The organism is Burkholderia sp. RF7-non_BP4 (assembly GCF_001521935.1).
Lineage (GTDB): Bacteria > Pseudomonadota > Gammaproteobacteria > Burkholderiales > Burkholderiaceae > Burkholderia > Burkholderia diffusa.
This window is the reverse complement of record NZ_LOTA01000010.1, coordinates 653997-669054: the sequence shown is the minus strand read 5'-3', so window position 1 is coordinate 669054 and position 15058 is coordinate 653997. Positions and strand designations below refer to the sequence as shown.

Here is a 15058-nt window from a genome sequence, read left to right as displayed (position 1 = left end):
GTTCAGCCCTCCAGCGGCAGGTCTTGCGACCAGTCGACGTGCAGCGTGCGCGCGGCGAAGCGCCACGTGCCGCCGTCGAACACGCAGCGGTCGCGATAGCGCAGCCCCCAGTCGAGCTTGCGCTTCACGCCGTCGCGCACATACACGTGGCACGCGACGCCGTAGGTCTCGACATCGGCTTCGCCGCCGTCGAGCGTGACGAGCTGGTTGTGCACGTGATGCTGGGTGGTCTCGTAGCGCTCGATCACGCTCATTCCGGCGACGATCGCATCGCGGTCGTCGAAGCGGAAACCGGGGCCGTCGAGCTGCGCATCGGCGGTGAAGAGGGTGGCGAGGCGCGGCCAGTCGCGCCGGTCGACGGCTTGCGCGTAACGGCACGCAAGTTCGTACAGCGCGTGGCGAGGATTCGAATCGGTCATGCGGTACTCCCGTGAGTGAACGGAAAGCGTCTGCCGCGCCGCGAGCGCGGACGCGGCGGCATTGCGACGTCGACGCGCAGGTTCGCATCGGACCGATCGATCCTCATCATCCATACGGAGCAGGGTACGGATCGGGGAAAACACCGGGATCGGCGGTGGCGCAGCGTCCGATGTTGCGTTGCGGCGGCTGACGCATGGCATTCGCCCGACGGTGACGCGGCTCGTCGCAGCAAGGCGGGGCAGACGGTTGGCGGGTCCTTCGGTCGAACCGACCGCGCATCAATGCTGCAACGCGGCACGCCGCATGCAGCCCGCTTCGCGTTTGTCCCTAGTCGAAACGGACGATGGCCGCCGAGCCGGCGCTGGCTACCGTGCAGTCATCCGGTGCCGCTGCATGTGGCCGGTCGCCGGACACGAACCGCGATAGCGGCCAACCGGAGGGGACGACGATCATGAGACTCACGATTCGCAAGCTGTGCGTATTGGCGATGGGCACGTTCGCGGCCATGGCAATGGCGCGATATGGCGCCGAGCAGGTCCCGTCGCCGCCGTATGCGGCCGGCATCCTGCAGTGCCGCTCGGTCGACTCGAACGGCTTGCCGACCGGTTGCGTACCGATCGATCCGTCGCACTTCGGCTTCGCCGCGCTGCGCGGCATGTGACGCCGGCGCGGCCGTGCGCCGCGCCGATTCGATGTCGCCCGGAAGCCGTCGCGATGCGGCGGCGTCCTGGCGGAACGACCGGGTGGAGCACCGCGATACATGCGTCGCGTGGCGCCCATCCGGTTTCCGTCGTCGTTCGAATCTCCCGTCCGCGACACCACGCGCGGCTCGCCTGCGCACGCTCGAACGCGCGCATCGACAACGCGCCGAGATCCATGTCGGGCGGCCTGCCCGCTGTGCTTCGCCGCGACCACCGTCTTTCATCGATTCCCTTCACGCAGAACCATTACGCGATGTCATCCGACTATTCCCTGACCCGCCCCCTGAACATCCGCGACGTGCCTCGCTGGGATGCCGAACACGACGTCGTGATCGTCGGCTTCGGCGCGGCCGGCGCGTGCGCGGCGATCGAAGCCGCGAGCGCCGGCGCCGACACGCTGATCGTCGAGCGCGCATCGAGCTACGGCGGCACGAGCGCGCTGTCCGGCGGCGAGATCTACCTCGGCGGCAGCGGCGGCACGCCCGCGCAGCGGCAGGCCGGCTTCAGCGACGATACCGAGGACCTGTACCGCTACCTGATGCTCGCGGGCGGCCGGGACGCGGACGAGGCAAAGGTGCGTCTCTACGCGAACGAAAGCCTCGCGCATCACGACTGGCTCGTCGCGCAGGGCCTCACGTACAAGAACACGTTCATCGCCGAGCGGATCGTCGAACCGGAAACAGACGACTGCCTGATCTGGTCGGGCAGCGAGGAGGCCTGGCCGTTCAGCGAGGCCGCGAAGCCGTGCCCGCGCGGCCACACGCCGCAATGGCCGGGCTGGGGCGGCGGGCAGATGCTGATGCGCGTGCTGGCCGAGCGCGTGCAGGCGCTCGGCGTGTCGACACGCTACGACACGCGCGCGCTGGCGCTGATCGTCGACGATGCCGGCGCGGTGCGCGGCGTCGTGCTGCGCGCATACGGCCAGACGGCATGCGTGCGGGCGCGCCGCGCGGTGATCCTGTGCGCGGGCGGCTTCGCGATGAACCGCGACATGGTGCGTCGGCACGCGCCGCAGTTGCTGCGCTCGGACGAACCGATCGGCAGCCCCGGCGACGACGGCTCGGGCATCCTGCTCGGCCAGAGCGCGGGCGGGGCCGCGATCCACATGGACCAGGGTTTCGTCAGCCTGCCGTTCTACGCGCCCGAATCGCTGATCCACGGGATCTTCGTGAACGCGCGCGGCCAGCGCTTCATCAACGAGGACGGCTATCACGGCCGCACCGGCCATCACGCGTTCCACCAGGCCGACGACCGGATCTACCTGCTGGTCGACCAGGCGACCTACCAGGAGCCGCCCGCGATCGCGCGGATCGGCATCGCGGCGGCGGGCGAGACATGGGAGGAAGTCGAACGCGACCTGCAGATGCCGGCCGGCACGCTGACGGCGACCGTCGACGTCTACAACCGCCACGCGGCCGAAGGCGTCGATCCGCTGTTCCACAAGGCGAAGAAGTGGCTGAAGCCGCTGATCGAGCCGCCGTTCGTCGCGCTCGATTGCCGGATCGACTATGCGTTCTATCCGCATTTCACGCTGGGCGGGCTCGATACGCTGCCGACCGGGCAGGTGCTCGACGCCGCGAGCGTGCCGGTGGCGGGCCTCTATGCGGCCGGCCGCACAAGCTGCGGGCTGCCGCGCTGGGGCGCGGGGTACAGCTCGGGGCTGTCGCTGGCCGACGCGACGTTCTTCGGCCGGCAGGCCGGCCGTCACGCCGCGCGTTCGGCGAGCGAGGCGCTCCGCAGCGCCGCGTAGCGTCGCCTTTACCCTCTACGAGAAAGCACGACGCCCCGGGCAACCGGGTTGCGCCGGGGCGTCGTCGTTTCAGGCGGACGTCGGTGACGCGTCGACAGGCCGTCAGCCGAGATCGAGCGCGTTCGTCAGGTCGCCGGGCGGCGTCGCGCCGCGCGACGCGAACGCCTTGTCGCGCGCGGCGACGCCGTCGAGCGGCGCGAGCCCGTGCACGCGGCTGATGAAACGCAGGATCGAGTTCGTGTCGTACATCGTGTGGTCGACGTAACCCTTCTTCGCGAACGGCGAGATCACGAGCGCGGGAATCCGCGAGCCGGGGCCCCAGCGATCGCCGACCGGCGGCGCGACGTGATCCCACCAGCCGCCGTTCTCGTCGTGCGTCATCACGATCACGGTGTTCGCCCACTGCGGGCCGCGCCGGATGCGTTCGATCACGTTCGCGATGTGGCGATCGCCGGATTCGACATCCGCATAGCCCGCGTGCATGTTCAGGTTGCCTTGCGGCTTGTAGAACGCGACGGCCGGCAGGCGGCCCGCGTCGATGTCGGCGATGAAGTGGTTGGTCGACGGCTCGTCGCCGAGGCCCGCGTCGCGCAGGTGCTTGCGGCGCGCGTCGGTGCCGGGCGCGTAGTTCGCGAAGTAGTTGAACGGCTGATGGTGGTACTGGAAATCCGGCACCATGCCCGTATCGCGGTGCTCGAGCGCGTATTGCCACGCGCCGCTGTACCACGCCCAGTCGACGTTCTTCTCCGACAGGCGGTCGCCGATCGTCGCATGGCCCTGCGGCGGGATCACGCGATGGTCGGCCGGATCCGCGTATGCGGCGTTGCCGGGATCGGCCGGCGGCACGTAGCTCGGCTGGTACGGCGGCGCCATCGTGTTGACGCCGTAGCCGTCGGGCGTCAACGGCCCGTCGACCGCGAACTTCGGCGGGCCCTCGAGCGCGGACGCCGGCGAATCGGCGGCGAGCGTCAGCCGCGTGCCGGCCGGATCGTCGCCGTCGACCTTCGACAGCAGCTTCGCCGCGTGCGGATGCTTGTGTGCATCCGGATAGATCGGCGGCTGCGCGGAAATCAGGAACATGTGGTTCAGCCACGAACCGCCGAAGGCTGCCATGAAGAAGTTGTCGCACAGCGTGTATTGCCGCGCGAGGTTCCACAGCCGCAGCGTGTCGGCGGAATTGCGGTAATGGCCCATCACGAGGCCGCCCGAATCGGCCCACGCGGCGAACTGGTTGTTGCGGCCCGCGGCGATCTGCATCTGGTTCTGATAGAAGCGATGCCACAGGTCGCGGGTGATCACGCCGTTCGGCAGCGGCTTGCCCTGCGCATCGGCGATCCGGAACGGCGCGTTCGGCAGCTTGTCGATGTCGCGCTCGGCGATCGCGTAGCGCTTGCCGTCCACTTCCTGCGCCTGCGGCACGAGTCCGCCCCAGATTTTCGGCAGCACGGGCAACGGCGTCTTGCCGTCGCGATCGAGCTGCTGCGCATGCTCGGGCCGCACCTCGCTCAGCGGGTAGCGCACACCGGGAAAGTCGCCGTACAGGTTCGCGAAGCTGCGGTTCTCCGCATAGATCACGACGATGTGGCGCACCTGCCGGCGCAGCGCTTCGTCGAGCCGCAGGTCGGCGGCGGAGCGCGGCGCGCTGCCCGGCGTGGTCTCGCAGCCGCCGAGCGCGACGCCCGCGCCGAGCGCGGCGAGGCCGCCGAGCATGCGGCGGCGGTCGGGATCAACGGGAAGGTCGTCGGGGCGATCGGGGGTGTCGTTCACGTCGTGAGCTCCTCGGATGGGCGGTTGTCGATCGATGCGCGGCAGCGTCGCGCGGCCTGCCGCGACGCGGGACGGGACGCAACGGCCGGCGTCGCGCCCGGGCGGGGCGATGCCGGCTGTCACAAAAATGTCATGAGCGCGACTATAACGCGCCGGGCCGCGTCGACGAAAGCTGTTTGTCGGACGATGCGGGACGCCCGCGCGCGAACTAGACTTGAATCACGGGCGGCGCATTGCCGTGCGTCGTCCGCGCGAACGGCGCGTGGCGCGCCTTCGCGGTGTCATTCATGCGACGAAACGAGGCGACGATGACGCGGATGCATTCCGTATGCGCGTGGCTCCCGATGCCGCGTGCCGGCCCGGCGCGCGGGCACGCATAAGCGCGCAGCGGCACGACCGGCCGGCCCGATGCCATGGACAGGAAATTCGACTTCGCAGGATTACTGATCGCGGCGGGCTTCTTCGTGCTGTTCGCCGCGCAGTTGCTGATGCTGCGTCCGGCGTCGACGCTGATCGCGTACAGCGATTTCCATCGGCTCGTCGCCGCGCGGCTCGTCGACGATCTCGAGATCGGATCGACGACGATCACGGGCACGCTGACGATGCCGCAGGCCGGCGCGATGCTGCCGGCGTCCGATGTCGCGGCCGTGAAGTCGGGCGGCACGCCGCCGCGCTTCGCCACCAACCGCGTGACCGACCCGCAGTTGATCGACACGCTGAGCGCCGCCGGCATCCGCTTTCACGGCGCGTCCGACACCGGCTGGATCGCGTCGCTCGCGTCGTGGCTGGTGCCGCTCGTCGCGTTCGTGTTCATCTGGAACCTGATGCTGCGCAAGCGCGGCGGGCTGCAGGATTTCACCGGAATGGGCAAGAGCCGCGCACGCGTATACGTGCAGCAGGAAACCGGCATCACGTTCGACGACATCGCGGGCATCGACGAAGCGAAGGCCGAGCTGCAGCAGCTCGTCTCGTTTCTGCGCGATCCGGATCGCTACCAGCGGCTCGGCGGCAAGATTCCGAAGGGCGTGCTGGTCGTCGGCGCGCCCGGCACCGGCAAGACGTTGCTCGCGCGCGCGGTGGCGGGCGAGGCGGCCGTGCCGTTCTTCTCAATCAGCGGCTCCGCGTTCGTCGAGATGTTCGTCGGCGTCGGCGCGGCGCGCGTGCGCGACCTGTTCGAGCAGGCGCAGCAGAAGGCGCCGTGCATCGTGTTCGTCGACGAGCTCGATGCGCTCGGCAAGGTACGCGGTGTCGGCCCGATGTCCGGCAACGACGAGCGCGAGCAGACGCTCAACCAGCTGCTCGTCGAGATGGACGGCTTCCAGGCCGGCTCCGGCGTGATCATCATGGCCGCGACCAATCGGCCGGAGATCCTCGATCCCGCGCTACTGCGCCCGGGCCGCTTCGACCGTCACATCGCGATCGACCGGCCCGACGTGAACGGCCGCCGCCAGATCCTCGGCGTGCACGTGAAGCGCGTGAAGCTCGCGGCCGACGTCGACCTCGGCGAACTCGCGTCGCGCACGCCGGGCTTCGTCGGCGCCGATCTCGCGAACGTCGTCAACGAGGCCGCGCTGCATGCGGCGGAACTCGGCAAGCCGGCGATCGGGATGGACGACTTCGACGAGGCGATCGATCGCGCGCTGACCGGCCTCGAGCGCAAGAGCCGCGTGATGAACGCGCAGGAGAAGCTGACGATCGCCTATCACGAGGCCGGCCATGCGCTCGTCGCGGAAAGCCGCGCGCATTGCGATCCGGTGAAGAAGGTGTCGATCATTCCGCGCGGCGTGGCCGCGCTCGGCTATACGCAGCAGGTGCCGACCGAGGATCGCTACGTCCTGCGCCGCAGCGAGCTGCTCGACCGGATCGACGCGCTGCTCGGCGGGCGTGTCGCGGAAGAACTCGTGTTCGGCGACGTGTCGACGGGCGCGCAGAACGATCTCGAGCGCGCGACGGCGATGGCGCGCCACATGGTCATGCAATACGGGATGAGCGAGCAGATCGGGCTGGTGAGCTTCGACGACGGCGATGCGCGCACCGGCATACCCGGCGCATGGCATGCGGGCGAGGCGCGCTGCAGCGAGCACACCGCACGGATGATCGACGACGAGGTGCATACGCTGCTGACCGATGCGCATGCGCGCGTCGCGTCGACGCTCGGAGAACGTCGCGATGCGCTCGAGCGCATCGCACGACGGCTGCTCGCGTGCGAGGTGCTCGAACGCGATGCGTTGCAGGCGCTGATCGACGGGCGAGAGGCGCCGGGCGCCGCGCCATCCACGACCGATCTCGGGCCGGGCGCGGGCGCGAATGCGCCGGAGCAGGCGTCGGCGATCGAACGCGATTTCGTCGCATACGGGCCGCCGCGCGAACCCGAACGCTGAAGTGCGAGCCTGTCGCGCAGCCGGCGGATGGCCACGAGCGTGCCGCGCCGTCGCTGCGATTCAATCTCGCCGGCGTGGCGTTGCGCCGGCGTTTCGTTTCCCCTTTTTCCAGTCACGGAGTCGCCATGAGCGAGGCGCACGTATCAGTCGATGTCGCGCAGCATGCGCGTTTCAGTTTCGAAGTCACGTTTGCCGGCACGGAGCTTTCGCCGGTGCTCACCGACGAGCCGCCGCCGCTCGGCGCCGGCCGCGGTCCGAATCCTGTCCGGCTGCTGGCCGCGGCGGTCGCGAGCTGCCTCGCGGCGAGCCTGTTGTTCGCGCTCGAGAAACAGCGCGTCGATCCGCAGCCGGTCACCGCGCATATCGACGTCGACATGGTGCAGAACGAAGCGGGCAGGGTGCGCGTGGGCGCGATGGCCGTGACGCTGTCGGTCGGCAAGGCGTGGGCCGATCTCGCGGCGGCGACGCGCATGCTCGACCGGTTCGATGCATATTGCGTGGTGACCGAGAGCATGCGCGAAGGCATTCCGATCTCGGTGGCGGTACGGGATGTGAACGGCGCGGTGCTCGACCGCGAGACGACCGGCGTGTGAGCGTGCGTCAGGACGTGATGCGTCAGGACGCGGTCGCGGCGGCGACTTCCGCCGCTTCGGCGAGCGCGTCGAGAAAGCGCGTGCGCCACCAGTGCACGTCGGTCTTGCGCACGATCGCCATCAGCGCGTCGTGACGCTGGCGGCGCTCGTCGAGCGGCATCGTGAGCGCGCGCTGGATCGCCTGCGCGGTGCCTTGCGTGTCGTACGGATTGACGAGCAGTGCGGGCTTCAGTTGCTCGGCCGCGCCCGCGAAACGCGACAGCACGAGCACGCCCGGATCGGCCTCGTCCTGCGCGGCGAGAAACTCCTTCGCGACCAGGTTCATCCCGTCGCGCAGCGGCGTGACGAGCGCGACGCGGCTCGCGCGGTAGAGGCCCGGCAAGCGCTTGCGCGCGACCGTGCGGTGGATGTAGCGCATCGGCATCCACTCGAGTTCGCCGTAATCGCCGTTGATCGCGCCGCACAGGCTGTCCATCTCGCGCCGCAGGTCGTCGTATGCGCCGAGATCCTCGCGGCTCGGCGCGGCGATCTGGATGAGCGTCGCGCGGTCGCGGTTCTCCGGATATTGTTCGAGCAACTGACGGAATGCGTGCACGCGCTGCGGCAGCCCCTTCGTGTAGTCGAGCCGGTCGACGCCGACGAGCAGCTGACGGCGCGAATATTCGTCGCGCATCCGCTCGAACATGTCGATGCCGTCGCGATTCTCCGCGAGCGCCGCGAATTCGTCGACGTTGATGCCGATCGGGAACGCACCGGCCGACAGCGTGCGGCCGAACGCGTGCAGGCGGCCGTCCGGCAGCCGCGCGGCGCCGGCTTCGGCCTCGACGTAATGCTCGAAGTGAAGCAGATCCGATTCGGTCTGGAAGCCGACGAGATCGTAGGCGAACAGCGAGCGCATCAGCCACTCGTGCTCCGGGATCGCGGCCATGATCGGCGGCGGCGGCATCGGAATGTGCAGGAAGAAGCCGATCGGATTCGTGCAGCCCGTCGCACGCAGTTCGGCGGCGAGCGGAATCAGCTGGTAGTCGTGGACCCAGACGACGTCGTCGGGACGCAGCAGCGTGCTCAGCTTGCGCGCGAACAGCTGGTTCACGCGCCGGTAGCCGTCCGCGAAGCGGCGGTCGAACTGCGCGAGATCGAGGCGGTAGTGGAACACCGGCCACAGCACGTTGTTCGAGTAGCCGAGGTAATACGCGTCGTAATCCTGCGGATCGAGATCGATCGTCGCGAGCTGGATGCCGCCGACATTCTGGATCTGCACGTCGTCGCCGTGCGCGGGGCGTTCGCCTTCGCCACGCAGCCTGCCGCTCCACCCGAACCAGACGCCGCCCGATTCCTGCAGGCTGTCTTTCACGGCCACGGCAAGCCCGCCTGCCGCGGCTTTACGGGGATCTGCAATACGATTGGATACGACGACGAGTCGGCTCACCAGCTCTCCTGCGAATGGTTGGGGAAGGTTCGTGCGGCCAGGGCGCGAGGCGGACGCCGCCATCGACGCGTGGCGCGATGGGGCCGCGATACGAGCGGACGGGAATCAGGGCATGCGATTCGCCGTTCGAACGTGGAGTGCTTTTTTAAGCATACTCGTCATTCGGCTGATTTAAAAGTGCATGACCGCGATCGGCGAATTCGCACGTCGGTTCATTACTTGCCGTGTCGCGTATGGGGCGGGACCGGAAATTGCGATCCCGGAGAAAGGGGATCGTATTCCGCGTCGATCGACATTGCTTTGATCAAGCGCGATGCGCGTGGTCGACGCGCGAGAGAATGCGTGCCGCGCGACGCCTGCCGTTTCAGGTTCGAACGAGCACGACGACCGTCGCACGCAGGCGGGGGGCGAAGCGCGGCCGGACCGCGTACCGCGCGGCCGCGCATCGTGTTTCGAGTGACGCGTTACGCGGCGGCAGCTTGCCAGTGCGATGCGCCGTCGGCCGCATGCGTGCGTGCGCGTGCCGACGCTGCATGTTCGCCGGCCGGCATCCGGAACGCGGACACCGTCTCCGACAGATCGCGCCCCTGCGCCTCGAGCGATTTCGACGCGGCCGCGGCCTGTTCGACGAGTGCCGCGTTCTGCTGCGTCGTCTCGTCCATCTGCGTGATCGTCAGGTTCACCTGATCGATGCCGCGGCTCTGTTCGGCCGATGCGGCCGCGATTTCACCCATGATGTCGGTGACGCGCGCGACGGCTCGCGTCACCTCCGACATCGTCTTGCCGGCTTCGCCCGCGAGCGCCGAGCCGTCCTGGATCGTCTGTACCGATGCCGAGATCAGCTCCTTGATTTCCTTCGCGGCGGTGGACGAACGTTGCGCGAGACTGCGCACCTCGCTCGCGACGACCGCGAAGCCGCGGCCCTGTTCGCCCGCGCGTGCCGCCTCGACGGCCGCGTTCAGCGCAAGGATGTTGGTCTGGAATGCGATGCCTTCGATGATCCCGGTGATGTCCGCGATTTTCGACGAGCTGTGGCCGATCTCCGTCATCGTATCGACCACGCGGCCGACCACCGCGCTGCCGCGCAGCGCGACGTCCGACGCATTCGCGGCGAGCGTGCTCGCCTGCTGCGCGTTCTCCGCGTTCAGGCGCACCGTCGACGTGAATTCCTCCATCGTCGCGGCGGTTTCCTGCAGCGATGCAGCCTGTTCCTCGGTGCGCTGGCTCAGGTCGAGATTGCCCGATGCGATTTCGCCCACCGCATGCGCGATGCTGTTCGACGAATCGCGCACGCGACCGACGATGTCGATCAGCCGCGCATTCATCGTGCGCAGCGCGTCGAGCAGGTCGCGCGTTTCGTCGTTGCCGCTCACGCTGATCCGGCTGCCGAGATCGCCGTTTGCCACCGTGCGCGCGACGTCGACCGCCGCGACGATCGGTGCGGTGATCCTGCGCGTCAGCCACAGGCCGCCGCCAGCCGCCACGACGAGCGCGATTGCGCAGATGGCCAGCAGCAGATTGCGCTCGATCGCGTAGCGATCCGCGAATGCCTGCGCGATCGCGACTTCGCGCTCGTGCGTATAGGTTGCGTACGCATCGGTTGCGCGAACCAGTTGCGCGAGCAACGGACGGCAGCGATTGTCGATATCGGCGGTTGCCTCGTCCTTCTTGCCGGCCTGCGCGAGCCCGACGATATTCAGCGCAACCGGCCCGTAGCTCGCTTCGATGCGCCCGATCTCGGCGACCAGTTCGCGCGCGCGATCGGTCGTGTCGGTCGCGTTCGCCATCATGTCCTTCAGCTTCGCGAGACGGTCCTGCACGTCCTTGTGCGCCTGCTGCACTTCGGCCAGTTCGATCTGGATGTCGGCAGGCGTGGTCACGAGCACCAGGTTGCGCGCGGCGATCGCGCGCCGGTCGACCGCCGTACGGATTTGCGCGGACAAGTTTGCGCGCGCATTGACGCCGTTCATGTATCGGGAAAACTCGTCGTTCGTATCGGACAGCGCTTTCAGCGACATGCCCGACACGATCACGACGACCACGGCGAGCAAACCGAAGCCGCCAAGCAGTTTTGTCTTGATGGTTATTCTGGCGATTTTCACGATGTGCCCCCGTGCGAGTGGTTGGCGATGGGAATTTATTGTTCGACCGCGTGCAGGCCCGTGCCGTCATTAACGGGAATGCCGGCTATTTCTTTACCCATCGAAAACCCTGATATTTATTCTTTTTCGCTGGAATCCCCCGCCAGTTGGGCGTTCTCGATCCGGAGAAACGCTCGGGAATCATCGATGATCATCGCGTTCATACGCGGATATAAATATCCACTTTTTTGCAGAAAGTTAATAAGTTCCGGTCGGTTTCTCAAATCGTCCGATTGGCATGTTTCTCGATTTACGGGTGAATCGCGCATTTACGGCCGGACGTTCGGGAACGCCCGATCCGGCCCGCGGCCGGCGCCGCGGGCCGTCCGGCAATCAGAACGTCGTGCGCAGGCCGGCCATCACGCTGCGGCCGCCTTGCGGCGCGAAGCCGCGCACGACCGAGGTCGCATAGCGGATCTCCTGGTTCGTCAGGTTGTCGCCGCGCAGGTACGCGAGCCAGTGCGTCGCGCCGACACGGAACTTGTACGTGAGCATCACGCCGAGCGACGTGTAGCCATCGGTCGGAAAGTCGTTGTCGGGCACGCGATGCTGCGACCACGCGTGCGTCACCTGCGCGCGCGCACCGAACGGGCCGTAGCCATAATCGGCCGCGAGCGTCGCGCGCAGCGGCGCGATGCGCGGCAGCGGCTGCCCGGTGTCGACGTTGCGCGCATGCGTGTAGTCGGCGGTCAGTTCCAGGTCGACCGTGTGACCGCGCCGCGAGAACGCGCGCCACTTGCCGTCGAGTTCGACGCCGTAGAATTCGGCGCGCACGCCGCGATAGACTGCTTCGTCGAGCGTATCGCCGGCGCCGGGGGCGACCGGTTCGCCGTCTTCGTTCACGATGCGGCCCGTGTTGTACTCGGTCAGATAGTTCGAGAAGCGGTTGTAGAACACGCCGACGCTGCCGCGGTTCGGGCCGCTTGCATAGCGCAGCGACAGATCGGTCGACACGGCCTTTTCCTTCGACGCGTTCGGGTTGCCGATCAGGAACTGGCCGGTCGCGTCGTGCGGGCCGTTCGAGTACAACTCGTAGAAGGTCGGCGCGCGTTCCGTGTATGCGACGTTCGCCGCGACCGACCACACGGGCGTCAGCGAGAACAGCGCGCCGGCCGATACGCTGCCGGCATTGAAGTCGCGCGGCTGTGCGAGCGCGAATTTCTCGACGCCGGCCGGATCGGGATCGACCTTCACGTGCTCGAAGCGCCCGCCGAGGCTCAGCTTCAGCGCGGGGGCGACCTGCCATTCCTCGAGGCCGAACAGCGCGACGCTGTTCGTGCGCGTGGACGGCACGAGCAATTCGTCGCCGAGCGCCGAGAACGTGTTCTGGCCGAACTGCACGCCGATCGCGCCTTCGAACGGGCCGATCTTGCGATGCCGCGCCTCGATGCGCGCCTCGTAGCCGCGGTTGCGGAAAGTGGTGGCCGTCGCGCCGTTGTCGACTTCCTTGTGGCGATAGTCGGTGTACGCGAAGTCGAACTTCAGCTTCGTGAACGGGCCGCTCAGGTTGCGCACCTCGGACGCGAGCGCGAGGCGTTCCTGACGCATCCGCAGGCGCACGTCGTCCTCGGCGACGGAGCCGTAATTCGACTCGTAGCCGCTGTACGACAGGCCCGCGAAGCCATCGGCCCACGTGTACGACGCGCCGAGCGCGCCGCCATGCACGCGGCCGTCGCTGTTCGGCACGTTGCCGTACGGTTGCGGCGTGTCGGGGCCGTCGATCGCCCGTTGCTGGCTGCTGCGCGCGTGGCCGGGAATGCGCAGCTTGCTCGTTTCCCGGTCGAATGCGTCGACATGGAACGCGAAGCGGCCGTTGCCGCCTTCGACCTGCGCGGCGCCCGCGCGCATCGAATTGGCCCCGCCGTAGCGCGCGTCGAGCGCGCCCGTCACGCCTTCGATCGCCTCGCGCGGAATCCGGTTGTCGATCGTGTTGACGACACCGCCGACCGCGTTGCCGCCATACAGCAGCGCGGCCGGCCCGCGCACGATCTCGACGCGTTCGATCGACAGCGGATCCTGCGGCACCGCGTGGTCGTACGACAGCGACGACGCGTCGTAGGCGGCGACGCCGTTCTGCAGCAGCCGGATCCGGTCGCCGTCCATCCCGCGGATGATCGGGCGGCCGACCATCGGGCCGTAGGTGGTGGTCGACACGCCGGGCAGGCCATCGAGCGTTTCGCCGAGCGAATCGGCCTGGCGGCGCGTCAGCGCGTCGCCGGACAGTTGCACGGTCGGCGAGATCAGCTCGGTGTCGCCGAGCGGGTTCGCGGTCACGAAGATCGGCGCGAGCGCCGTGGTGTGCGTCGGCGTCGACGAGGCGGGCGTATCGGCTTGCGCGTGCGCGACGGCGGCGAACAGCATCAGCGAAACGGGCGGGAGCGGGCGAAGCGGTAGACGAGGGAGGTCGCGCATGGTCGGTGAATCGGTTGGAATCGGATCGGGAAACGAGTCATGTGGGTCACGCCTTGGATACGATATATTGTTGCGTCTGCGGCGCGCAGTGACCCGCTTGGATATGACTCGGCGTAACCCGGCCACCCGGATGGAACGGCCGCAGGTGGACGAGCTCGCGAAATGATATGTTATATCATTTCGAATTCCAAGCGGAACGGCGGTGGGCCACGGGGTTTCCGACAACCTGCCGAAATGGCTGAGAAAACAGAGGCGGTACGTCAAACCGGCAGCGGGGCCGGCGACGCGGGGAACCATGCCTCGCGATGAATCCGCCGCCGCGCACGATTTCTGCCCCGTTGATGCGTATCAATGCGTTGCGGTTTCGAGCCCGGATACTGGCGCGGTCATCGACCAGACAGGAGCGACGCATGACTCAAACCATGAAAGCGGCCGTGGTGCACGCGTTCGGCGAACCGCTGCGCATCGAGGAAGTGCCGATCCCGACGCCGGGCGCAGGCCAGATCCTCGTCAACATCAAGGCGTCGGGCGTCTGCCATACGGACCTGCACGCCGCCGACGGCGACTGGCCCGTGAAGCCGACGCTGCCGTTCATTCCCGGACACGAAGGCGTGGGCGTCGTCGCGGCGGTCGGCGCGGGCGTCACGCACGTGCGCGAGGGCGACCGCGTCGGCGTGCCCTGGCTCTACACGGCATGCGGTCACTGCGAGTACTGCCACACCGGTTGGGAAACCCTTTGCCACGGGCAGCAGAACACCGGCTATTCGGTCAACGGCAGCTATGCGGAATATGTGCTGGCCGATCCCGACTACGTCGGCCATCTACCGGCGAAGGTCGCGTTCGACGAGATCGCGCCGATCCTGTGCGCGGGCGTGACGGTCTACAAAGGCATCCGCGTCACCGACACGCGTCCGGGCCAGTGGATCGCGATTTCCGGTATCGGCGGGCTCGGCCACGTGGCCGTGCAATACGCGCGCGCGATGGGCCTGCACGTCGCGGCGATCGACGTGTCGCCGGCCAAGCTCGAACTTGCGCGCCAGCTCGGCGCACAATTGACGATCGATGCGTCGACCGACGATCCGGCGAAGGTCATTCAGAAGGAGATCGGCGGGGCGCATGGCGTACTGGTCACGGCCGTGTCGCGCAGCGCGTTCGCGCAGGCGCTCGGGATGGTGCGGCGCGGCGGCACGGTGGCGCTCAACGGCCTGCCGCCCGGCGATTTCCCGTTGCCGATCTTCTCGACCGTGCTGAACGGCATCACGGTGCGCGGCTCGATCGTCGGCACGCGGCGCGATCTGCAGGAATCGCTCGACTTCGCGGCGGACGGACTGGTGCGCGCGCACATCCATCGCGACCGGCTCGGCAACATCAACGACATATTCGCGCGGCTGCGCGACGGGAAGGTCGATGGCCGCATCGTGCTGACCGACATGCATTGACGCGCATGCGGGCACGCTGCCGCGA

At 68.0% G+C, this 15058-nt stretch carries 10 protein-coding genes; 5 read left to right on the top strand and 5 right to left on the bottom strand.

What is annotated here, in order from left to right:
- Positions 1-2: 2 nt before the first annotated feature.
- Positions 3-419 carry a nuclear transport factor 2 family protein gene (locus tag WS49_RS06625; protein ID WP_059525569.1) on the bottom strand — a complete coding sequence of 139 codons (417 nt, stop codon included), beginning with the start codon at positions 417-419 and terminating at the stop codon, positions 3-5.
- A gap of 452 nt (positions 420-871) precedes the next feature.
- Here WS49_RS06625 and WS49_RS06620 point away from each other — a divergent pair, with 452 nt between their 5' ends.
- Together WS49_RS06620 and WS49_RS06615 are read left to right on the top strand one after the other, a co-directional pair.
- Positions 872-1081 carry a hypothetical protein gene (locus WS49_RS06620; protein ID WP_059525742.1) on the top strand — a complete coding sequence of 70 codons (210 nt, stop codon included), beginning with the start codon at positions 872-874 and terminating at the stop codon, positions 1079-1081.
- Positions 1082-1374: 293 nt separating this feature from the next.
- Positions 1375-2871, top strand: a complete 1497-nt coding sequence (locus WS49_RS06615; protein ID WP_059525740.1) for an FAD-dependent oxidoreductase — start codon at positions 1375-1377, stop codon at positions 2869-2871.
- 102 nt (positions 2872-2973) lie between these two features.
- Here the strand turns inward: WS49_RS06615 and WS49_RS06610 are convergent, their stop codons facing one another.
- Positions 2974-4638, bottom strand: a complete 1665-nt coding sequence (locus tag WS49_RS06610; protein ID WP_059525567.1) for an acid phosphatase — start codon at positions 4636-4638, stop codon at positions 2974-2976.
- 413 nt (positions 4639-5051) lie between these two features.
- Between WS49_RS06610 and ftsH the strand changes: the two genes are divergently transcribed.
- Entirely contained in the window at positions 5052-7019 is a 1968-nt protein-coding gene (gene ftsH, locus WS49_RS06600) for an ATP-dependent zinc metalloprotease FtsH (protein ID WP_059525563.1), read from the top strand.
- Between the two features lie 125 nt (positions 7020-7144).
- Positions 7145-7612, top strand: coding sequence for an OsmC family protein (locus WS49_RS06595; RefSeq protein ID WP_059525561.1), 468 nt, complete (start codon positions 7145-7147; stop codon positions 7610-7612).
- Between the two features lie 22 nt (positions 7613-7634).
- On the opposite strand, the gene otsA is transcribed toward WS49_RS06595, so the two are convergent.
- From otsA to WS49_RS06580, 3 genes are all read right to left on the bottom strand, one after another.
- Positions 7635-9041: an alpha,alpha-trehalose-phosphate synthase (UDP-forming) gene (otsA, locus tag WS49_RS06590; RefSeq protein WP_059525559.1), complete on the bottom strand. Its 1407-nt coding sequence runs from the start codon at positions 9039-9041 to the stop codon at positions 7635-7637.
- A gap of 464 nt (positions 9042-9505) precedes the next feature.
- Complete coding sequence (locus WS49_RS06585) at positions 9506-11143, bottom strand: methyl-accepting chemotaxis protein (RefSeq protein ID WP_059525557.1); 1638 nt, start codon at positions 11141-11143, stop codon at positions 9506-9508.
- Positions 11144-11515: 372 nt separating this feature from the next.
- Positions 11516-13543 (bottom strand): TonB-dependent receptor, encoded by a 2028-nt coding sequence (locus WS49_RS06580; protein ID WP_059525555.1) that lies wholly within the window; start codon positions 13541-13543, stop codon positions 11516-11518.
- 461 nt (positions 13544-14004) lie between these two features.
- Here WS49_RS06580 and adhP point away from each other — a divergent pair, with 461 nt between their 5' ends.
- Positions 14005-15033, top strand: a complete 1029-nt coding sequence (adhP, locus tag WS49_RS06575) for an alcohol dehydrogenase AdhP (RefSeq protein WP_059525553.1) — start codon at positions 14005-14007, stop codon at positions 15031-15033.
- The last annotated feature ends 25 nt before the right edge of the window (positions 15034-15058 follow it).

Excerpts from the sequence above, each read along its gene's own strand:
- ftsH (WP_059525563.1), top strand. The coding sequence starts at position 5,052 with ATGGACAGGAAATTCGACTTCGCAGGATTACTGATCGCGGCGGGCTTC.
- WS49_RS06620 (WP_059525742.1), top strand. The coding sequence starts at position 872 with ATGAGACTCACGATTCGCAAGCTGTGCGTATTGGCGATGGGCACGTTC.
- WS49_RS06625 (WP_059525569.1), bottom strand. The coding sequence starts at position 419 with ATGACCGATTCGAATCCTCGCCACGCGCTGTACGAACTTGCGTGCCGT.
- WS49_RS06615 (WP_059525740.1), top strand. The coding sequence starts at position 1,375 with ATGTCATCCGACTATTCCCTGACCCGCCCCCTGAACATCCGCGACGTG.
- WS49_RS06595 (WP_059525561.1), top strand. The coding sequence starts at position 7,145 with ATGAGCGAGGCGCACGTATCAGTCGATGTCGCGCAGCATGCGCGTTTC.
- WS49_RS06580 (WP_059525555.1), bottom strand. The coding sequence starts at position 13,543 with ATGCTGTTCGCCGCCGTCGCGCACGCGCAAGCCGATACGCCCGCCTCG.
- adhP (WP_059525553.1), top strand. The coding sequence starts at position 14,005 with ATGACTCAAACCATGAAAGCGGCCGTGGTGCACGCGTTCGGCGAACCG.